The following is a 19,721-nucleotide window of genomic DNA, read 5'->3' as shown; positions in this document are numbered from 1 at the left end:
CGCGCTCGAACACGTCGCGCTCGTGGGCGTAGTAGATGCTCGGGAGCGCGATGTTCTCGCGGTCGATGTAGTTCCAGATGTCCAGCTCGGTCCAGTTCGACAGCGGGAACACCCGGACGTGCTCGCCCGGCTTGTGCTTGCCGTTGTACAGCGACCACAGCTCGGGCCGCTGGTTGCGCGGGTCCCACTGACCGAACTCGTCACGCAGGCTGAAGATCCGTTCCTTGGCCCGGGCGCGTTCCTCGTCGCGCCGTCCGCCGCCGAACACGGCGTCGAAGCGGTGCGCGTTGATCGCGTCCAGCAGCGGAACGGTCTGCAGCGGGTTTCGGGTACCGTCGGCGCGTTCGCGTAGCCGGCCGTCGGCCAGGTAGTCCTCCACGCGGGCGACCTCGAGTCGCAGCCCGAGCGCGCCGACGGTGGCGTCGCGGTAGTCGAGCACCTCGGAGAAGTTGTGCCCGGTGTCGACGTGCAGCAGCGTGAACGGCACACCGGCCGGCGCGAACGCCTTCCGCGCCAGGTGCAGCATCACGATCGAGTCCTTGCCACCGGAGAACAGGATCACCGGCCGCTCGAACTCCGCCGCCACCTCACGGAACACGAAGATCGACTCGCTCTCCAGGGAGTCCGGAGCCAGTACGTCGATCATGATCAGACCAGCTCGTGCAGGGTGAGGTACTCGATCACGGTCTCCACCGAGCGCGACACGTCCTCACGATCGGTCGAGAGCCGCAGCTCCGGAGCGAGCGGTGGCTCGTACGGGTCGTCGATCCCGGTCACGCCGGTGATCTCGCCGCGGGCCTGTCGTGCATAGAGTCCCTTCACGTCGCGGGCCACGCAGCACTCGACCGATGCGGCCACGTGCACCTCGACGAACGGGATCCCGGCGTCCTCGTGACTGCCACGGACTGCGTCACGCGTCTCTCGGTAGGGCGCGATGGAGGCGACGACGACCGTCACCCCGTTCCTGGCGAGCAGATTGGCGAGCCAGCCGATCCGGCGGACGTTCGCGTCCCGGGCGGCGCGGTCGAAACCGGAGGCGCCGAGCACCGCGCGGATCTCGTCGCCGTCGAGAACCTCGACCCGGCGCCCGCGCTGCTCGAGGACCTCGGCAGCGGCTCGAGCGACGGTCGACTTGCCGGCACTCGGCAGCCCTGTCAGCCACAGCGTCACGCCGCCGGTGCCGGTGTCTTGCCGGTCGATCGTCGCGGTGTCGAGCTCTGAAAGCATTTCTCCTCCTGGTGGGAAATGTGGTTCTGGTCTGGTGAGTGAGCGGCTCACCGCTGACGCTCGATAGGGTGCGGCGTATGAGCGCGCTCTCCGTCGATGTGTGGTGGGCGCGACTTTCGGAGGTCGGGTCCTTGCTCGACTCGGCAACGGCTCAGCTGTTGACGCTTCCGGAGCAGACCCGGGCGGCTGCCTACCGGACCGAGGCCGACCGGCGTCGTTTCCAGGTCGGCGTGGCCATCACCCGGCTGGCGCTGGCCGAGCAACTGGACTGCGCTCCGGCCGAGGTCGAGCTCGACCGAACGTGCCCCGACTGCGATCAGCCGCACGGCAAAGTCCGGGTGGCAGGGCCTCGGCCCGGCTGGGAGGTGTCGGTGTCCCACTCGGGTGAACTCGTCGGGGTAGCGATGGGGACGGTCGCCCCACTCGGACTCGACGTCGAGCAGATTCGTACTGTCGAGGTGGACAGCATGTCCTCGTTGGTGCTCACACCGACCGAGCGTCGCCGGCTGACCTCGACGACGGACTTCTTCAGGTACTGGACCCGCAAGGAAGCGGTGGTGAAGTCGACGGGAGACGGGTTGCGGCAACCACTGAACCTGGTCAGCGTCACGGCACCGAGTGAGCCTGCCGGAGTGGTCGGCTGGAGCGGCCGTGATCAGGTGGCCGCCGGGATCCGGCTGTACGACCTCGCCGATCGGACCGACCACCTTGCGTCGCTCGCGGTCCTCAGCACGGCGGACATCACGATCTCGGAGCGCGATGCCGGTCCCTTGCTGAATGCCTGGGCTCACCGCTGAACCGCATCCCTCAGCGCCCTGAGCCGATAACCCGCAAGGCGGTTGTAGTGCGGTAGCTGCTCCTCGACCAGCTGGCGGAGGCGTGGTGCGGCTGCCGGATCCACTGTGTACTCGCGTCGGCGAGGCGAGAGACCGGTGCTCTGCTCGACGTCGCGGTGCCAGGCCGCGGTTTGCTGCCAGAGCGGTTGCTCACCGGGCTGCCAGGTCAGTGCCTCCGGAATGTGGGGGAGTCCGACGGCCCGGCAGAAGCCCTCGACCATGAGTTCGGGCTCCGCGACCAGGTCGTCGCCGTCGATGACGACCGGCGTTGTACCGGAGTTGGCGTGGACGTGGTCGACGATCTCGGCCAGGTTCGCGAATCCCGCCTCGCTGCTGGTCAGGCCCGGGTTCATCGCGTGGTGGGAGGCGACCGCGTCCGCGGGCTGCCTGATCATGAACGCGTGCCGCAGCGCAGGAACGAACCGCTCGTCGGCGAGGAGTTCGTCGTACCGGTAGTCGGTGGTCTCCTTGACGAACAAGCGCCGTCCCGCCGCGGCCTGTTCGAGCAGCACGTCGAGAATCTCGCTGGCGGAGCGCAACTCGCGGCCGGCCAGTTCGTACGTCCCCTTCGCGGCCAGGTACGAGAACGGCTCGTGCACGACTTCGAGATCGCCGCGCTCGATCATCACCCGCGCCAGCGCGGTCGACCGCGAGCGCGGCACCGCCCAGACGATCAGTGGCTTGACCGTCGCGCCGGTCACTGCGACCACTCCGTGGGTACCCGATCCCATCGGTGCCTGCGCAGCTCGGACATCAGCTCGGCCGGCAGCGGCTCGGCCGTCCCAGTCGCAAGATTCGCCTGCACGTGCCGTGCCGATCTCATCCCTGGGATGACCGTACTGACGGTCGGTTCCTCAAGGATGAACCGCAGCGCCAGCTCGGGCATCGTCATCTCCGCGGGAACGATCTCCGCCAGCCGTTCGGCGCGTGTCACGCTGGCCTCGAGGTTCTCGGGGACGAAGTAGCTGGCTCGCCAATCGCCCTCCGGCCAGGCGGTGTCCCGGGTCAGCGTCCCCGTCAGCGTGCCCTCGTCGAACGGCACCCGGGCGACGACAGCGATGTCGAGCTCACGGCACGCCGGGAAGAGTTCGTCCTCCGGGGCCTGGTCGAAGATGTTGTAGATCACCTGGACGGCGTCGACCAGTCCCGTCTCCAAGGTCTTCAGGACGTTCGACGGTTCCCAGCGGTTGACGCTGATGCCGACACCGCGGATCAGCCCGCGTTCACGCATCTCGGTGACCGTTCGCTGCCAGCCCGGATCGGTGGCCCAGCTGTCCTCCCAGACATGGAACTGCAGCAGATCGATCGCGTCGACGCCGAGATTGTCCAGACTCGCCCGCAGGTAGGACCACAGGTGGTCGTCGGGGAAGATGTCTGCGATCCGTGCGCCCTTGGCCGACGGCCAGGCCCGGTTCTTGGGTGGAACCTTCGTGGCCACCTTGAGCTCGCGGCCGGGATGCCGGCGCAGCAGCTCGCCGAGGAGCTGCTCGCTGTGCCCGCGGCCGTAGATCCACGCGGTGTCGAAGAAGGTGCAGCCCAGTTCGACGGCGAGGTCCAGTGCGGCGGCCCCGGCCGTGTCGTCGGCGCCGGACCAGCCGCCCTCGCCGCCGGCGATGCCCCACATGCCGTACCCGACCTCACTAACCGGCCACCCCAACCGGCCGAAGCGACGTTCCCGCATCCCTGCCTCCTGATGATCGACCGCGACACCGGCCATCGACTATTGTCAGTCCGTGACCATGACTATAGTTGTCAATCGAGCTGGAGGCGAGAGTGATGACTGATCCGGCGGGCGGACCGGCACTGGTGGGACAGTCGAAACTGGGGCGGGAGCTGCGCGAGCTCGTCGAGAGCGGAGAGCTCGCGGCAGTCCTCGTGCAGTTGCCGGCTCGTGCCATGGTGCGTTCGCCTGGCAGCACCGAGGAAACGGTCTGCCTCATCCGCCGTGGCGTGGTGAAGCAGAGCCGCGCGGCGGCCGGCGGACGTCATTGCGTCGTCGCGCTGCACGGTCCCGGCGACGTGTACGGCGACGTACGCATGGAACCCGGCTTGTGGCAGGACGCGTTGGTGGCGGTTCAGCCACTGCAGTTGTGGCGGATCCGGGCCGGGGACTTCTGCGCCGCGGTGCACAATGGCGGCCTTCAGGCGGCGTACCTCGACCTGCTTGCGCGTCGGCTGGCCGAGCAGCAGCAAGTGATCTCGGACCTCGTCACTCTCGACAGCAGGCATCGGCTGGCAGCGGCTCTGGCGAGGACCGCCGCTCGACTGGGAGTGGCCGGTCCGGGTGGCGTCTGCCTGGATGTCCGGCTCACGCACGAGGAGCTCGGTGCGATCGTCGGGACCACCCGGTCGCGGATCAGCCGGTTCCTGCGGGAGTTTCGCGAGTGTGGACTCGTGCACGGCCGTGGTGGTGCACTCGTGGTCCCCGATCTAGGCCGGTTGACGGAGTTCGCCACCGCCGATCCGGCGCTGGCGGATCAGCAGCTCATCGCCAGCTGATCTCCCGTGTGGCGGGCCGGGGAGACGTACCTGCGACCAGGTCGTTCAAGAGTTCGGCCAGCAGGTCCGGGCGGTCATGCAGGAAGAAGTGGGTGCCTCCGGCAACGGTGGCGAATCTGCTGCCCGGGATCGCCGAGGCGACCCGGGCGAATCGCCGGAGCGACACCTGCTCGTCGAACTCTCCCGCGACGCAGAGAACGGGCGGCCCGGCCGGTGGAAGGTGGGTGAAGGGGTCCTCGGAGAACAGCTGGAACAGCTGGTGGGCGTAGCGGCTCAACCTGAGTCCGTCCCGGACGGGTGCCTTCAGCAACTCGGTGAAGGCCGGATCGACACCGGACAGGGCCGCTTGTCCCGCTGTCTCCCGATCGTCGTCCTGTCTGGCCTGCGGTCTGCCGACGGATCCAGCCACCATCACGGCGAGCTGGTCGGCGAGCTGCGGCTGGTTCACCACCGTCTGGCACATCGTCTCGATGACACGCTCGTAGGCCGAGTCGTCGGTGCTGTCGACGCCGAGCTGTTTGAAGGCACCGTTGAGCATCGTCAGCGATGCGACAAGGTCTGGCCGGCGGGAGGCGAGGTGCGCCGAGAATCGGGCCCCCGTGCACCAGCCGACCAAGTGGTACGCCGGATGCCCCAGGTGATCGAGCACTGCCTCGAGCCCGGTCCGCAACTGGTCGATCGACAGGCCTTCCTCCGCGACGTCGTCCTCGACCACCCCGCCGCACTGGAAGAGCACGACACGGCGCGGCAGCATTCGGTCGATCAGCTCGTACCAGAAGTCCGGTGCCTGGGCGAGCGCGTTGACCAGGACGAGCGGCGTACCGCGGGTCCCGCCGGTCGCGAACCTCATCTGCTCGCCGCCGACCTCGAGCTCCTGCCACTCCAGTTCCGGCGCGGCCCGCAGGCGAGTCGTTGTGCTGCGATCGATCACTGCGGCCAGTTCTTCGGCCGAGGTGCTGTCGAGTTCGGGCAGCCGTACGACGGCTCCGTCCAACCGGGCCGTCAGCAGTCGGTCCACCGCGTTGGCGTCGTTGTCGTCCGGGGCGATCACCAGGTTGACTCCGTACGCCGAACCGACCGCGGCGACGGTCGTCGATCCGGGCCCGATGTCGACGCCGGCCGGCACCAGGATGCGGAGCTGCTGGTCCCGGAGGTATTCGGGGGATCGGGGCCGAAGCTCGTGCACGAGCGAGGCCACGGCCTGTTCGAGTGTGGTCAACACGCTGTCGGTCATGCCGGTCAGCCTCGCCGACAACGCGACCGCTGTCTGCTCACTAATGCACAGCGCCGGGCCGGCGTCCGCCGTACGGTCGCATCCACTCTGTGCACGCCCACCCGTGGAGGTCATCGCTATGGAACAGCTTCAGCAGGTCTGGCCGGACGCCTTCGAGGAAACGGTTCGCTCGCTACTGCCGGCCTACCCCGCCCAGCAGCCGCTATCGCCGGACATCTCTTTCCGGTCGATCGGACTCGACTCGCTCGGCGTGATGGCCCTGGTCATGCGACTGCAGCAACGGTTCGGGCTGAACTTCCCGCCCGCCGCCGTCGCGCTCGTCAATTTCGAGACGCCGGCCGCTGCCTGGCGGACCGTCAGCAAGGCGGTTGATGACAATAGTTGAATCGCCCCTGTTACTTTAGTCATGATTTGGCTAGGCTCTGGGCCAGTGAACGGATCCGGCCGACGCAGGAGCGCAGATCATGGACACCACGCAGACCGGGCAGGAAGCCTTGCGGATCGAGCTGCCCGTCGACGGCGGCACTGTTGGGACGACCGCCGCAGTGGCTGCCGTCGAGGTACCGCTACCCGGCGGGTTGCTCGAGCGGGCGGCTCAACTGACCGCTGCGATCACCGGCGATCGGGGGGAACCGCAACCGACGCTCTGGGCGGCTTGGGCAGCCCTGCTGCACCGGTACAGCGGAACTCCGGCCCTCGCCCTGGTCACCGGAGCCGGCGGCGCCACCGGCTGCCTGCCGTTCGACTTCGCTGACGGCACCAGCTTCCGGCAGGTTGTGGAGGCGGCGGCGCTCAGCCCCGAGCCGCTGCTGATCCCCGGCGACATCGCACTGTTCTCGGCGGGCGTCTGCCACGAGGGAACGACCACCAGTGCAGTTCCTGCCGAGCTGGTGCTCGGCGTCACCTCCGAGGAGGTGACCCTCGGCTACCGGACCGCCGGCTTCTCCGCCGACGCGGCCTCACGGATCGCCGCACAGTTCGTCGCTCTGCTCACCTCGGCGCTGGACGACCCCGACGAGTCCGTACGACGACTGCAGTTGCTGCCCGCCGCGGAGCGCACCCAGCTCCTGATCGACTGGAACGACACGTCGGCCGGCTATCGCGACGACGTCACGGTCGCCGACCTCGTCGGTGAGCAGGCGCAGAAGAATCCGGACCACGCTGCCATCGAGGCCGACAACCGCCACTGGACGTACGACGAGCTCGACCGGGACGCGACCGCACTGGCCGCGGTGCTGCTCGAAGCGGGTCTGCGCCGCGGTGCCCGCGTCGCGGTCCTGGTCGAGCGGTCCGCAGAGTGCGTCATCGGGTTCCTCGCGGTGGTCCGCGCCGGCGCCACCGCCGTACTGCTCGATCCGGACAATCCCGACGCCAGGCTGACCGCCGTGCTCGACGACGCGGAGGTCGCCGGAGTCATCACCCGGAAAGCCTCGTGGCACCGGCTGGCGGCGCGTCATGCGGACATCGCGTTGTGCATCGACGATCCCGACTCGGCACCGCGTCTCGACGGCGGTGCCGTCTCGGACGAGGCGGGCGTGGTGTTCTACACGTCCGGCTCGACCGGCGAGCCGAAGGGAGTGCTGATCCGGCACCGCGCCTTCGCCAACATGGTCGAGTGGAGCCGGACGGCGTACGGGATCTCCAGCGGCGATCGAGCCGCCTGGGCCTCGTCGCCCGGCTTCGCCATCGCGGCCCAGGAATGGATCACGCTGCTCGGCCTCGGGGCGACCCTGTGCATAGCGGCACCCGAGACGGCCGCGTCGCCGCCGGACTTGCGGGACTGGATGCTGGTCGAGCGGATCACTGTCGCGGTGCTGGTGGCCCCGATGGCCGAGCGCCTGTGGTGGTTGACCTGGCCCTCCGAGAACGTCTCGCTGCGGTACCTGTTCGCCACCGGCGCGCCGGTTCGGCGATGGGCTCCCGCCGATGTGCCGTTCGAGCCGGTCGTGTTCTACGCCACCACCGAGACTCTGGTGACCACTTCCTGTTTGAACATCGCGACAGGGCTGCGTGCGACGTCCAAGGGTCTGGCGACACGGGAGGACAGGCGTGCGCCGCTCCCGGTGGGCCGACCGATCGCGAACACGCGCCTGTACCTGCTCGACGCGGCCGGTCACCCCGTTCCGATCGGTGTCATCGGCGAGCTCCACATTGCCGGCGCGGGTCTTGCCCTCGGCTACCTCGGCAAGCCGGAACTCACCAGGGAGCGTTTCGTCCGGCACTCCATCTCCGAGGAAGCCGAGGAGCTGCTCTACCGCACCGGCGACCTCGCCCGGTTCCGGGCCGACGGCCTCGTCGAGATGGTCGGCCGGGCCGATCTGCAGACGAAGGTCCGTGGCTTCAGGGTCGAGCCCGAAGCGGTCGAGAGCGCTCTCGAGTCGCTGACCGCGGTTCGCGAGGCGGCCGTCGCGGCCCGGCCCGACGCGACCGGTGAGGTCACGCTCGTCGGATACGTCGTACCGGAGGAAGGCAACGGTCCGGACGTCGTGGCCAGGATCCGTGAAGAGCTCGGCCGGCTGCTGCCGGCATACATGGTCCCGACCTCGTTGGTGCTGCTCGACGTGCTGCCGCGGCTCACCAACGGCAAGCTCGACCGGAAGTCGCTGCCGGTCGCACCCATGACCGTCGACCGCCCATACGTCGCCCCACGCACCGAGACCGAGCGGACGATCGCCGGCATCTGGGCCGACGTCCTCGGGGTCGAGAGGGTCGGTGCCGACGACGGCTTCCTCGAGCTCGGGGGGCACTCGTTGGCCGCCATCGACGTCACGTCCCGAATCCGTGAGACGTTCGGCGTCACGGTCGGACTGCATGAGCTCTACGCCGCGGGGACGGTCTCAGGCGTCGCCGAGATTCTTGCTTCCGGCAACCGGTCTGGCGACCAGGATCACGGCCGGCTTCCGGTGGTCGTCTCCGACCTGGCCGGCCGGCACAGCCCGTTCCCGCTGACCGACACGCAGTACGCCTACTGGATCGGCCGTGGTGACGCGGTCGAGCTGGGCAACGTTGGATGCCACGGCTACTTCGAGTGGCAGAGCGACGACCTCGACGTCGACCGTCTCCAGCTGGCGTGGGACCGCCTTGTCCAGCGGCACGAGGCACTCCGGCTGGTGATGCTGCCGAACGGGACCCAACAGGTCCTCGCGGATCCACCGCCGTACGCCGTCGAGGTGCTCGACCTCAGCGATCACGCTCCCGAAGACGCCGAGCGCGTCACCGGCGAGTTGCGTGAACGGCTGGCGCATCACGTGTTCAGCGTCGACGCCTGGCCTTTCTTCGACGTACGGGTGACCCGGCTGCCCGGGGGACAGGTTCGCCTGCACCTCAGTTTCGACCTGCTGATCTGTGACGCCTGGAGCTACGTTCAGCTGCTCATCCCGGAACTCGTGCTCTTCTACGAGGATCCAGGTCTCGCGCTGGAACCGCTGGAACTGACTTTTCGCGACTACGTGCTCGCGACCGACGGTGCACTCGTGGAATCGCCGGCCTACGAAGCGTCGCGAACCTACTGGCTGGACCGGATCGATTCGTTGCCCCCGGCACCTGACCTGCCGCAGGCGGCGTCGGGCGGCCAGGCAGCACCCGTCTTCAGCCGTCGTGCCGACCGGCTCGAGGCGGACGAGTGGAACTTGCTGCAGCACCAGGCGAACCGCCGCGGCGTCACGCCGACCTGTCTGCTGATCACCACGTTCGCCGAGGTGCTCCGGACCTGGAGCAAGAGTGACAGCTTCACGATCAACTGCCCACTGTTCAACCGGTTGCCGGTGCACCCCCAGGTGCACGACATCGTCGGGGACTTCACCACCACCTCGCTGCTCGCGGTCGAGCCCACCGGCGGCTCGTTCGCCGAACGGGCGCGGGCCGTTCAGCAACGCATGTGGGAGGACCTGGAGCACCGCCACTTCGGTGGCATCCAGGTGATGCGCGAGCTGGCGGCGCGTGAGCGCGACCGGGTCCGGGCGTCCTTCCCGGTCGTCGTGACCAGCCTGCTCGGCCAGCCGCCACGACGTACGGCAACCGCGATCGGTGAGTCGGTGTACTCGATCTCGCAGACCCCGCAGGTGTCGATCGACTTCCAGATCTGGGAGGAGAACGGCGCGCTGACCTACAACTGGGACAGTCTCGACGCCTTCTACCCGGACGGGATGCTCGACGACATGTTCGAGGCCCACCGCGGTCTGGTCCGCTGGCTGCTGTCCGACGAGGCCCACTGGGAGCTTGAACCGCCCTCGCTGCTGCCGGAGTGGCAGCGGACCCAACGCGACCAGATCAACGACGCCGCCCGCACAACGCTGTCCGGACCGTCGTACCTGCACACCCCGCTGGCGGAGCACGCACGACGTACGCCGGACGCACCGGCGATCATCACTCTCGAACGCACGCTCAGCTACGCCGACCTCGACGCGACCACCAACCGGCTCGGACGGTTGCTGCGGGCCGCGGGCGCCGTGCCGAACCAGCTGGTCGCGATCCACCTCGACAAGGGCTGGGAGCAGATCGCGGCAGCGCACGGCATTCTCGCGTCCGGTGCCGCGTACCTACCGATGGATGCCGCCTGGCCGGTCGACCGTCTGCACCGCCTGGTCGACCAGGCTCGGATCGAGATCGTGGTGACGCACTCCGCGCTGGTCGACGGGGCGCGGTGGCCGGGGCACGTCCGGGTCGTATGCGTCGACCGTGATCTCGAGGACGGTGACGCGCGTCCGCTCGAGCCTGTGCAGGAGCCTTCCGATCTCGCGTACGTGATCTTCACCTCCGGGTCGACCGGCACGCCGAAGGGGGTCATGGTCGACCACCGGGGCGCGCTCAACACGATCGTGGAGGCCAATCTCCGGTTCGGCGTCGGGCCGGACGACCGCTGCTTCGCGGCGTCCCCGCTGCACTTCGACCTCTCCGTGTACGACGTCTTCGGGATGACCCAGGCCGGCGGTGCGGTCGCCGTACCCGGTCCGATGCCCTTCCCGCCGCACTGGCTGGAGCTCATGAAGAAGGCCGGTGTCACGTTCTGGAACTCGGTGCCGACCCTGATGGACATGGCCGTCTCCGAAGCGGAGACCGCCGGTACCGCGGAGGCCTTCGAGTCACTGCGTACCGTCGTCCTGGCCGGCGACTGGATCCCGCTGCCGCTGCCGGACCGGATCCGGGCGCTGAACCCGCGGACGGCGGTGATCTCGTCCGGTGGCCCGGCCGAGACGTGCATCTGGTCGGTTGTTTACCCGATCGACGAGGTCGACCCGGACTGGACGAGCATCCCGTACGGCAAGCCGATGGCCAACCAGCGATACCACGTGCTGGCCCCGGATCTCTCGCCACGACCCACCTGGGTGCCCGGCGAGATCTACACCGCGAGCGAGGTCGGTCTTGCCCAGGGCTACTGGGGTGACCCGGAGCTCACCGCACGCAAGTTCGTCGAGCTGCCGGGCTACGGCCGCGCGTATGCTTCCGGCGATCTCGGCCGGTACCTGCCGGACGGGAACATCGAGATCCTTGGCCGCGAGGACTTCCAGGTGAAGATCCGTGGCGTAAGGATCGAGCTGGGCGAGGTCGAAGCCGCGGTCCGTTCGTGCCGTGGGGTCGATACCGCGGTCGTCGTCGCCGGCGGTCCTGCGGGCGAGTCGTTCCTGCACGCGTACGTCCTCTGGGCGGCCGGCCGGACCGGTGAGCTCGATGCCCTGCGGGAGCACCTGATCGGCATTCTGCCGGGCTACATGCTGCCGCACCGGATCACGGTCCTCGACGAGTTGCCGTTGACCCGCAACGGGAAGGTCGACCGGCTGGCGCTGACCACGAGCGCCGCGGACGACACGGTGGGACCGGTCCGCACGTTCGTCCCCCCGGTCACGGCCGTCGAGCAGGTGACCTGCGCGCTGTTCGCGGAGGTGCTCGGGCAGGAGGAGGTCGGTCTGAGCGACGACTTCTTCGTACTGGGCGGCAACTCGCTCACGGCCGTCCGCCTGATCACGCTCCTGGCAGAGATTCTCGGGCCGCAGCTGTCGATCCAGCAGCTGTTCACGGCCCGCACCGTCGAGACCGTGGTGAGCGCGGTCCTGGCCGACCCGATCGGCCGCGCCGAGGTGGAAGCCCTCGCCTCGGTGTTGCTCGAACCCGGCACGGACGAGTCGAACGAACCCGTCCCCACAACAGAAAAGGACACATCGACATGCTGACAGGACAGTTGTGGAGTCACTCGGACTTCAAGCGGTTGTGGTTCGGGCAGAGCCTGAGCAGTTTCGGTGACCGCATCTCGCGGATCGCCCTGCCGACCCTGGCTCTGCTCACCCTCGACGCCTCGACCTTCCAGGTTGGTCTGCTGGCCGCCTTCGGCGTCCTGCCGTACCTGGTCCTGGGCCCGTTCGCGGGCCTGCTCGCGGACAGGGTCGCGCGCCGCCCGTTGCTGGTGGGCGCCGACCTGGGCCGGTTGCTGTCCCTGCTGAGCCTTCCGCTGGCCCATCTCTTCGGGCACCTGACCCTGACCCACCTGATGATCGTTGCCGCAGTCAACGGTGTGCTCACGGTCTTCTTCGACGTCGCGTACCAGTCGTACATCCCGCACCTGGTCGGTCGCGAGCACATCGTCGAGGCGAACGGAAAGTTGTCCTTCACCAGGTCGGCCGCCGACGTCGGCGGTGCGGCCCTCGGTGGTGGCCTGTTGCAGATCCTCGGTGCTGTCGTGGCCGTCGTCGTCGACGCCGTCACCTTCCTGGTCTCGGCGGTCTCCGTCCTGCTGGTCCGGGATCGTGAGGACGTCCGGACGGCGTCCGGGCAGAAGCCGGGCGCGGTCATGGACGACCTGAAGATCGGTTTCACCACCATCGGCGGCGACGGCCGGCTGCGGACTCTCATGACGGCGACCGGCGTGCTCAACCTCGGTGGTGCCGCGGCCAGCGCGCTCGTGCTGGTCTACGCCTACCAGATCGCCGGGCTGAGCCCGCTCCAGGTCGGTATCGCGTTCGGCTGTGGAGGGATCGGCCTGCTGGTCGGAGCGAGCACGGCGGCCAAGCTGGCGGAGAAGCTGTCGCTCAGCACCGCCTTGATCGTGACGATCGTCGCGTCCGGTCTGTCCAGCATCGTGTTGGCGACCACCCCGGTGTCCGCCGCCTTCGGCGTGCTGATGTTCTGCCAGTTCGTGGCCGGCCTCGCGAACTCGACGTACAACATCCACGTGCTCAGCCTGGTCGCCGGCATCACGCCGTTCGAGCTGCTCGGCCGGGTCGGCGGTACGGCGATGTCGGTGGTGCACGGCAGTGGCGCGCTGGGTGCGGCACTCGGCGGCACCATCGGTGCGGCGCTCGGTGTGCGGGCGACGATCGGTGGTGCGGGTGCCTTGATCATCGCCGTCGCGGTCATGGTCGCGGTGAGCCCTGTTCGCTCGATCCGTCAGCACCCGGGCGGCGAGGAGGCCGCACCGGCCGCGGATCAGCCCGCGGAACCGGCTCCGAGTGCCGACGAGAGCGGGAAGCAGCCGGTGCGATGACCAACCAGTTGCTGCGGCTGATGAAGCTGTCGCCGGAGCTTCGGCGGGAGGCGGTGGGCCGGTTGCGGTGCGAAGCCGGAGTGGGCCCGGCTCCGTCGGCCTCGGTGGGCTCGCCCACGCCGGTCGTTCGGCGGGCAGCCCTGGACGGCGAACCGCCTGAGGCTTCGCACTTCCAGGAGCAGTTGCTGTTCCTGCACGTGCTGCATCCCCGAAGTGCGGCGTACAACATTCCGCTGCGGGCGAGGATCAGCGGTCCCCTCGACATCGCGACCTTCACCGAGACGATCAGTCGTGTCGAGGCCAGGCACGAGGTGCTGCGAACGCACCTCGAGCTTGCCGGGGGCCGGACGGTGCAGCGCATCAGGTCGGCGGGTAGTGCTGTGGCGCCGGTGACGGACCTCAGTTCGCTGCCTGCGGCGGAGCGCGCCGGAGCACTGGAGCAGGCCGTGTCCGCGGCGGTTCACGAACCGTTCGCCGTACGGAGCGGGCCGCTCGTCCGGGTCCGGCTGGTCCGGCTCAGCGACTCGGAGCACGAGTTGATCTGGGTCGCTCACCATGCCGTGGCCGACGGGCAGTCGTTGCACACCTTGGTCCGGGAGATCGCTGCGACCTACCGCGCTGTGTCCACCGGGGCCGGTCCACTTCCGCCGCTGCCGGTGCAGTACGCCGATCTGGCGGTGCATCAGCGTGAACAGCTCACCGAGGACCGGCTGACCGCGATGGTCGAGCACTGGCGGCCGCTCCTGGCGGGTGCGCCCGCGTTCGATCCGCCGACGGATCTGCCGCGGCCGACGGTCCAGGACTTCAACGGCGCCATGCTCGGGTTCAAGGTGCCGGAGGCGGTGGCGGACCGACTGCACGACGCCGGGCGGGAACTCGGAGCCACCTTGTTCATGGTCCTCTTCGCGGCGTACCGGGTGTTGCTCGCCGGCTGGACGGGCCAGCACGACCTGACGGTCGGCACCTCGGTTGCCGGACGTGGATCGACCGGCACCGACCAGCTGATCGGCCCGCTGCTGAACGTGGTCCCGACACGGGTCGTGGTCGATCCGGACGGAACGTTCCGCACGCTCGTCGAGCAGGTTCGCGACGGAGTCAGCGATGCTCTCGACTACCAGGACCTGCCATCAGGGCAGCTGGTCCGCGGGCTGGCGCCGCCGCGCGATCCCGGGCGGAACCCCTTGTACCAAACGATGTTCGACGTCAACGAGTGCGGTCCCGGACCGCAGGCACTGGCCGACGACGTCGTGCTGACCGAGGTCCCGATCGCCTTGGAGGTCTCGCAGATGGACGTGGCCGTCGTGATGGCCAACGAGCTGGACACCCTGACCGGCCGCTTCGAGTACCGGACGGCACTGTTCGGCGAGGCGACGATCAGGTCGCTGAGCGAGGCCTTCGTACGGATCCTGGCTGCGGTGGGCGAGGATCCGGAGGCTCGCCTGGACGACCTGGTCCGGGCTGTTCCGGTGCCGGCGGGAGCACGGCGATGACCACCTTCGCCGGGGAGGACACGATCGGGCTGGCCACCCTCAAGCGCCTGGCGGACACCTGGCCGCGGCGCGCCGCGGTCCGCCGCGAGCTGGTGATCGAGGGCGAGGTCACAGAGTACGACGCGGCGCTGCCCGACTACCCGGCGCATCTGATGCCGTTCGCGGAGCACCCGGACTTCCTCGCCGCGACGGCGGAGCAGCGGGCGCAGGTGATGTCCGGGATGTGGCTGGGCTACAACCAGCGGGTGATCGCCACCGAGTCGCTGATCGCGAACCCGGCCTTCGAGCTGGTGATGCGAGGAGTGTTCCCGGGCAGCGAGGACCGGGTCATCCAGCAGACCGTTCAGCAGTCCCTGGTGGACGAGAGTTTCCACACCTACATGCACATGATGGCTGTCAATCGCACCTGCGACCTGCGCGGGATCGGCGAACGGCCGCAGCAACCGACCCTGATCACCTACCGTCGTCTGCAGGCGGTGCTGGCCGAGATGACCGAGCAGTGGCAGCGCGACGTGGCCGTCCTGGTCTGGGGAGCGGTCGCCGAAACCTGCATCAACGCGCTGCTCGGGCTGATCGCCCGCGATCCCGGGGTGCAGCCGATGCACTCGCTGATCACCAAGCTGCACCTGCGCGACGAGTCGGCGCACGGCTCCGTGATCGTCGAGGTGGTCAAGATTCTCTTCGCGCGGATGAACCCGGCGCAGCGCGACGTGCTGATCCGGTGCTTGCCGCCGGCGCTGGAGGCGTTCGGCGTCCAGGACCCGATGGCGTTGCGGCTGGAGCTGCGCACCGCCGGGATCGCGAAAGCCGACGAAATCGTCGCCGACATCGGGCGCGGGGGATCGGGCACGAAGCTGGTCCGGGACTACTCCGGCACCCAGCGACTGGTCTCCGAGCTCGGGCTGAGCGGGCAGATCGACTTCGACTTCCCCGATCGGCCCGACTGGGCGCTCACTCCACCACTGGACGGCCGGGAGGGCTGATGGGTATGCGTCTGCTGCTGATCGACAACTACGACTCCTACACCTACAACTTGTTCCAGCTGCTCGCCGTCGCGACCGGCCAGGAGCCGACCGTGCTGGTGAACGACGACCCTCGCCTGAGCCGGCTCGACCCGTCCGAGTACGACGCGGTGGTGATCTCGCCGGGCCCGGGCCGCCCCCAGCACGCCACCGACCTGGGCTGGTCGTGGGACGTGCTCGAGCGGTTCCCGGACCTGCCGGTGCTGGGTGTTTGCCTAGGGCATCAGACGATCGCGTACCAGGCCGGGGCCGAGGTACGGGAGGGCGACCCCAAGCACGGGCACATCACGCGGATCACCCACGACGGCACCGGGCTGTTCGCGGGGTTCCCCGAGGCGTTCGACGCCGTGCGCTACCACTCACTGCACGTGGCCGGGCTGCCGGACGAGATCGAGGCCACCGCCTGGTCGGAGGACGGCGTCATCATGGCGCTGCGGCACCGGACGTTGCCACGCTGGGGTGTGCAGTTCCATCCCGAGTCGGTGGCGACCGAGCTCGGCCTGCGACTGGTCCAGAACTTCCTAAATCTGGTCGCGGCGAACAGCCGCCCGGCACTGCGGCTGGAGGTGGCCCGGGTCGGGCACGCCGCCGACACCGAGCAGGTGTACCGCACCCTGTACGCCGACAGCCCGAACGCCTTCTGGCTGGACAGCAGCTTGGCCGAGGCGGGGCGAGCGAGGTTCTCCTTCCTCGGGGACGCCTCCGGTCCGCTCAGCGAAGTACTGACGTACCGTACCGGCGACGGAGAGGTCGAAGTCCGCGCCGCGGGCCGTGTCCGGTCGGAACCGGGCAGCATCTTCGACGTACTGGAACGCCGGCTGGCCGAACGCGCGCTGCCGCCGGCGGAGCTGCCCTTCCAATTGAACGGAGGGTACGTCGGGTACTTCGGTTACGAGCTCAAGGCCGAGACCGGAGGGACCAACGCCCACCGGAGCCGGACCCCGGACGCGGCCTGGATGTTCGCCGACCGGCTGGTGGTCGTAGACCACGTGGAGTCGGTGACGTACCTCGTCGCGATCACCGAGGCCGAGGACGCCGCCGAACGGGCGGGGCGCGAGTGGCTGACCCGTACCGCGCGAGCCCTGGGCAACCTGCGGTCTGCCGGGGGACGGCGCGAGCCGGTCGGAGTCGGCGCTCCCTCAGGCCACGGGCTCGACCGTCCACGGGAGCGGTACCTCGCGGACATCGAGGCCTGTCAGGAGGAGCTGCGGCGCGGTGAGAGCTACGAGATCTGTCTGACCAACCACTTCAGCTTCCCGCCGCTGGCCGATCCGCTCGACTTCTACCGGGACCTTCGCCGCGCCAACCCGGCGCCGTACGCGGCGTACCTGAGGTTCGGCGAGCTGACCGTGATGAGCTCGTCGCCCGAGCGGTTCCTGAAGATCACCGCTGACGGTGTGGTCGAGAGCAAACCGATCAAGGGCACCGCGCCCAGGTCGGCGGATCCCGGCCAGGACGAGGAACTGCGCGCCGACCTGACTAGGTCGGCCAAGACCCGGGCCGAGAACCTGATGATCGTCGACCTCGTGCGCAACGACCTCGGCCGGGTCTGCGAAATCGGCACGGTGGAGGTTCCGCAGTACCTCGTGACCGAGAGCTACGCGACCGTTCACCAGTTGGTGTCGACGATCCGCGGGCAGCTCCGGCCGGAGATCAGTGCGGTGACCTGCGTCCGGGCCTGCTTCCCCGGCGGATCGATGACCGGAGCGCCGAAGGTCCGGACGATGGACATCATCGATCGGCTGGAGCAGTCACCGCGTGGCGTCTACTCCGGCGCGCTCGGCTACCTCGGGCTCGGTGGGGGAGCGGACCTGAGCATCGTGATCCGGACCGCCGTGAACGACGGCCAGGAGCTCCGGATCGGTGCCGGCGGTGCCATCGTGCTCGGCTCGGACGCCGAGGACGAGTACGACGAGATGATGCTGAAGGCTCGGGCCCTGCTCGCGACCCGGGCCGCTCAGGTGGGAGTCGGTGACCTGACGCCGACCATCTCCTAGCCGGACGGGTTCTGCCACCGAGGGGCGCGCCGCTCGACGAACGCGGCGGGCCCCTCGGTGGCGTCAGGGCTCGTACGCCGCTTCTCCTCCCACGGGTACCGGGTGGTGAACGCCTCGGCGAGGGACAGTTCCCGCGACGTGGTGGCGATCTCCTTGGCGGCCCGTACGGCGACTGGGGAGCACGCGACCAGGTCGGCGACCCAGGCCTCGACGCAGGAGTCGAGGTCGGCGGCAGGTACCACGTCGTTCACCAGGCCGTAGTGGTGCGCGGCGGTGGCGGTCATCGGCCGGCCGGTGAGCAGGTGGCCGAGGGCAACTTTCTGGGGCAGCTGCCGGGGGAGCCTGATGGCGCCGCCGGCGCCGGCCACGAGTCCGAGCTTCACCTCGGGGAGAGCGAAGGTGGCGTGCTCCACGGCGACGGCGATGTCGCAGGCCAAGACCAGCTCGAGGCCGCCGCCGATCGCGTGACCGTTGACGCGGGCAACGATCGGTTTGGTCAGGCCGAACCGCTCGGTCAGGCGCGGCGACCCGGACACACCGCCGCTGCCCAGGCTGGTCGGCTGGACTCCGGAGCGGTTGCGGGCCGCGAGTTCCTTGAGGTCCTGGCCCGCGCAGAAGGACCGGTCTCCCGCACCGGTCAGGACGGCGACCCACTGCTCGTCGTCCGTCTCGAACTCGTCGAGCAGCCGGCACAACTGTCGGTGCGCGTCGAGGTCGAGCGCGTTGCTCACCGCGGGCCGGTCGATCGTCAGGTACGAGACGTGGCCCCGCCGGACGCGTGTGATCTTGGTTTCCGTGACTTTTGTTGTCATATGCAGTAACAATAGTTGTGACATTCGAGCTGGCAAAGGGGTGGCATGGTCACGAACACGGTGCAAGTGGTCGGGGTGGGCACCGCGAACCAGCCGACGTCGTACTCCCAGGCCGACGTCCTGGACCGCTACGGCATCACCGACGGCAGGATTCGCGGGGTCTTCCTGAACGGCGGTATCGAGCGGCGATCGCTGCACCTGCCGGCGGACGGAGCGGACGGCAGGCCACGGACCGAGAGCCAGGCGGACCTGCTGGCCAAGCACCGCTCCGACGGAGTCGCGATGGGCGTCGAGGCACTGGGCCGGGCGCTCGAGCGCGCCGGTGCGGGACTCGACGACGTCCGGTACCTGTGCTGCGTGTCGTCCTCGGGCTGGCTGACCCCCGGGCTGAGCGCGCTGATCTGCCGCGAGCTGGACCTCGCCTGGGACGTCGGCCGCCTGGACGTCGTCGGGATGGGCTGCAACGCCGGGCTGAACGCGCTGTCCGCGGTGACCGGCCGCGCGGTCCAACGCCCGGGTGAGCTCGCGATCCTGCTGTGCGTCGAGGTCTGCTCGGCCGCGTACGTCTTCGACTCGACGATCCGCTCGGCGGTGGTCAACAGCCTGTTCGGGGACGGCGCCGCTGCACTGGCCGTGGTTGCCGACGAGCAGCCCGGGCGGGAGGCCGGCCCCCGCGTGCTGAAGTACAGCAGCTGCCTGATCCCGGACTCGCTCGCGGCGATGCGCTACGACTGGGACAGCGACCACGGGAAGTTCAGCTTCTTCCTCGACCCGCAGGTTCCGTACGTCGTCGGCGCCCACGCCGGTCAGGTCATCGACCGGTTGCTCGCGGGCACCGGCCTGGACCGCCGCGACATCGACCACTGGGTGGTGCACTCGGGCGGCCGGAAGGTGATCGACTCGGTGAAGATCAACCTCGGCCTGACCACGCACGACCTGCGGCACACGAGCGGGGTGCTGCGCGACCACGGCAACCTGTCGAGCGGTTCGTTCCTGTTCTCCTTCGAGCGGCTTCTCGACGAAGCCGTCGCCCGACCGGGCGATCACGGCGTTCTGATGACGATGGGGCCCGGCTCCACCATCGAGAGCGCCCTCATCCGCTGGTGACGCGACGATTGTGAGGTATCAAC

At 69.0% G+C, this 19,721-nt stretch carries 15 protein-coding genes; 9 read left to right on the top strand and 6 right to left on the bottom strand.

What is annotated here, in order from left to right; translation table 11 throughout:
* Together cysD and cysC are read right to left on the bottom strand one after the other, a co-directional pair.
* The coding region (gene cysD, locus ACYVIO_RS36085) for a sulfate adenylyltransferase subunit CysD (protein WP_460655460.1) at positions 1-646 on the bottom strand (646 nt) is incomplete at its 3' end.
* Between the two features lie 2 nt (positions 647-648).
* Positions 649-1,227 (bottom strand): adenylyl-sulfate kinase, encoded by a 579-nt coding sequence (gene cysC / locus ACYVIO_RS36080; protein WP_460655459.1) that lies wholly within the window; start codon positions 1,225-1,227, stop codon positions 649-651.
* Positions 1,228-1,304: 77 nt separating this feature from the next.
* On the opposite strand from cysC, the gene ACYVIO_RS36075 reads away from it, so the two are divergent.
* Positions 1,305-2,024: a 4'-phosphopantetheinyl transferase family protein gene (locus tag ACYVIO_RS36075; RefSeq protein WP_460655458.1), complete on the top strand. Its 720-nt coding sequence runs from the start codon at positions 1,305-1,307 to the stop codon at positions 2,022-2,024.
* On the opposite strand, the gene ACYVIO_RS36070 is transcribed toward ACYVIO_RS36075, so the two are convergent.
* Positions 2,015-2,764, bottom strand: a complete 750-nt coding sequence (locus ACYVIO_RS36070; protein WP_460655457.1) for a sulfotransferase-like domain-containing protein — start codon at positions 2,762-2,764, stop codon at positions 2,015-2,017. The two genes, ACYVIO_RS36075 and ACYVIO_RS36070, sit on opposite strands and share 10 nt — an antisense overlap.
* Positions 2,761-3,744 (bottom strand): aldo/keto reductase, encoded by a 984-nt coding sequence (locus ACYVIO_RS36065; protein ID WP_460655456.1) that lies wholly within the window; start codon positions 3,742-3,744, stop codon positions 2,761-2,763. The genes ACYVIO_RS36070 and ACYVIO_RS36065 overlap by 4 nt, the downstream gene beginning before the upstream one ends.
* A 95-nt stretch (positions 3,745-3,839) precedes the next feature.
* Between ACYVIO_RS36065 and ACYVIO_RS36060 the strand changes: the two genes are divergently transcribed.
* Positions 3,840-4,562 carry a Crp/Fnr family transcriptional regulator gene (locus tag ACYVIO_RS36060; protein WP_460655455.1) on the top strand — a complete coding sequence of 241 codons (723 nt, stop codon included), beginning with the start codon at positions 3,840-3,842 and terminating at the stop codon, positions 4,560-4,562.
* Here the strand turns inward: ACYVIO_RS36060 and ACYVIO_RS36055 are convergent.
* Positions 4,549-5,796 carry an alpha/beta fold hydrolase gene (locus tag ACYVIO_RS36055; RefSeq protein ID WP_460655454.1) on the bottom strand — a complete coding sequence of 416 codons (1,248 nt, stop codon included), beginning with the start codon at positions 5,794-5,796 and terminating at the stop codon, positions 4,549-4,551. The two genes, ACYVIO_RS36060 and ACYVIO_RS36055, sit on opposite strands and share 14 nt — an antisense overlap.
* 118 nt (positions 5,797-5,914) lie before the next feature.
* Between ACYVIO_RS36055 and ACYVIO_RS36050 the strand changes: the two genes are divergently transcribed.
* The 6 genes from ACYVIO_RS36050 (at position 5,915) to pabB (ending at position 17,779) form a co-directional block, all read left to right on the top strand.
* Positions 5,915-6,181, top strand: coding sequence for an acyl carrier protein (locus tag ACYVIO_RS36050; protein ID WP_460655453.1), 267 nt, complete (start codon positions 5,915-5,917; stop codon positions 6,179-6,181).
* A 79-nt stretch (positions 6,182-6,260) separates the two neighbouring features.
* Positions 6,261-11,963 (top strand): amino acid adenylation domain-containing protein, encoded by a 5,703-nt coding sequence (locus ACYVIO_RS36045; protein WP_460655452.1) that lies wholly within the window; start codon positions 6,261-6,263, stop codon positions 11,961-11,963.
* Entirely contained in the window at positions 11,957-13,270 is a 1,314-nt protein-coding gene (locus tag ACYVIO_RS36040) for an MFS transporter (protein WP_460655451.1), read from the top strand. The genes ACYVIO_RS36045 and ACYVIO_RS36040 overlap by 7 nt, the downstream gene beginning before the upstream one ends.
* On the top strand, positions 13,267-14,760 hold the full coding sequence (locus tag ACYVIO_RS36035; RefSeq protein ID WP_460655450.1) for a condensation domain-containing protein: 1,494 nt from the start codon (positions 13,267-13,269) through the stop codon (positions 14,758-14,760). The genes ACYVIO_RS36040 and ACYVIO_RS36035 overlap by 4 nt, the downstream gene beginning before the upstream one ends.
* Positions 14,757-15,743: a diiron oxygenase gene (locus ACYVIO_RS36030; protein ID WP_460655449.1), complete on the top strand. Its 987-nt coding sequence runs from the start codon at positions 14,757-14,759 to the stop codon at positions 15,741-15,743. The genes ACYVIO_RS36035 and ACYVIO_RS36030 overlap by 4 nt, the downstream gene beginning before the upstream one ends.
* Entirely contained in the window at positions 15,743-17,779 is a 2,037-nt protein-coding gene (pabB, locus tag ACYVIO_RS36025) for an aminodeoxychorismate synthase component I (RefSeq protein ID WP_460655448.1), read from the top strand. Before ACYVIO_RS36030 ends, pabB begins: the two co-directional genes overlap by 1 nt.
* On the opposite strand, the gene dpgD is transcribed toward pabB, so the two are convergent.
* Entirely contained in the window at positions 17,776-18,591 is an 816-nt protein-coding gene (gene dpgD / locus ACYVIO_RS36020) for an enoyl-CoA-hydratase DpgD (protein ID WP_460655447.1), read from the bottom strand. The two genes, pabB and dpgD, sit on opposite strands and share 4 nt — an antisense overlap.
* A gap of 45 nt (positions 18,592-18,636) precedes the next feature.
* Here dpgD and dpgA point away from each other — a divergent pair, with 45 nt between their 5' ends.
* Positions 18,637-19,698, top strand: a complete 1,062-nt coding sequence (dpgA, locus tag ACYVIO_RS36015; protein WP_460655446.1) for a 3,5-dihydroxyphenylacetyl-CoA synthase DpgA — start codon at positions 18,637-18,639, stop codon at positions 19,696-19,698.
* The last annotated feature ends 23 nt before the right edge of the window (positions 19,699-19,721 follow it).

It is taken from the genome of Kribbella endophytica, from assembly GCF_054781295.1.
The sequence above is the reverse complement of the archived record's forward strand: the minus strand, read 5'-3'. Positions and strand labels throughout refer to the sequence as shown.

What these genes read in the sequence shown, in the direction of transcription:
- cysC (WP_460655459.1), bottom strand. Translation starts at nt 1,227, where the DNA reads ATGCTTTCAGAGCTCGACACCGCGACGATCGACCGGCAAGACACCGGC.
- ACYVIO_RS36075 (WP_460655458.1), top strand. Translation starts at nt 1,305, where the DNA reads ATGAGCGCGCTCTCCGTCGATGTGTGGTGGGCGCGACTTTCGGAGGTC.
- ACYVIO_RS36065 (WP_460655456.1), bottom strand. Translation starts at nt 3,744, where the DNA reads ATGCGGGAACGTCGCTTCGGCCGGTTGGGGTGGCCGGTTAGTGAGGTC.
- ACYVIO_RS36060 (WP_460655455.1), top strand. Translation starts at nt 3,840, where the DNA reads ATGACTGATCCGGCGGGCGGACCGGCACTGGTGGGACAGTCGAAACTG.
- ACYVIO_RS36055 (WP_460655454.1), bottom strand. Translation starts at nt 5,796, where the DNA reads ATGACCGACAGCGTGTTGACCACACTCGAACAGGCCGTGGCCTCGCTC.
- ACYVIO_RS36050 (WP_460655453.1), top strand. Translation starts at nt 5,915, where the DNA reads ATGGAACAGCTTCAGCAGGTCTGGCCGGACGCCTTCGAGGAAACGGTT.
- ACYVIO_RS36045 (WP_460655452.1), top strand. Translation starts at nt 6,261, where the DNA reads ATGGACACCACGCAGACCGGGCAGGAAGCCTTGCGGATCGAGCTGCCC.
- ACYVIO_RS36040 (WP_460655451.1), top strand. Translation starts at nt 11,957, where the DNA reads ATGCTGACAGGACAGTTGTGGAGTCACTCGGACTTCAAGCGGTTGTGG.
- ACYVIO_RS36035 (WP_460655450.1), top strand. Translation starts at nt 13,267, where the DNA reads ATGACCAACCAGTTGCTGCGGCTGATGAAGCTGTCGCCGGAGCTTCGG.
- ACYVIO_RS36030 (WP_460655449.1), top strand. Translation starts at nt 14,757, where the DNA reads ATGACCACCTTCGCCGGGGAGGACACGATCGGGCTGGCCACCCTCAAG.
- pabB (WP_460655448.1), top strand. Translation starts at nt 15,743, where the DNA reads ATGGGTATGCGTCTGCTGCTGATCGACAACTACGACTCCTACACCTAC.
- dpgD (WP_460655447.1), bottom strand. Translation starts at nt 18,591, where the DNA reads ATGACAACAAAAGTCACGGAAACCAAGATCACACGCGTCCGGCGGGGC.
- dpgA (WP_460655446.1), top strand. Translation starts at nt 18,637, where the DNA reads ATGGTCACGAACACGGTGCAAGTGGTCGGGGTGGGCACCGCGAACCAG.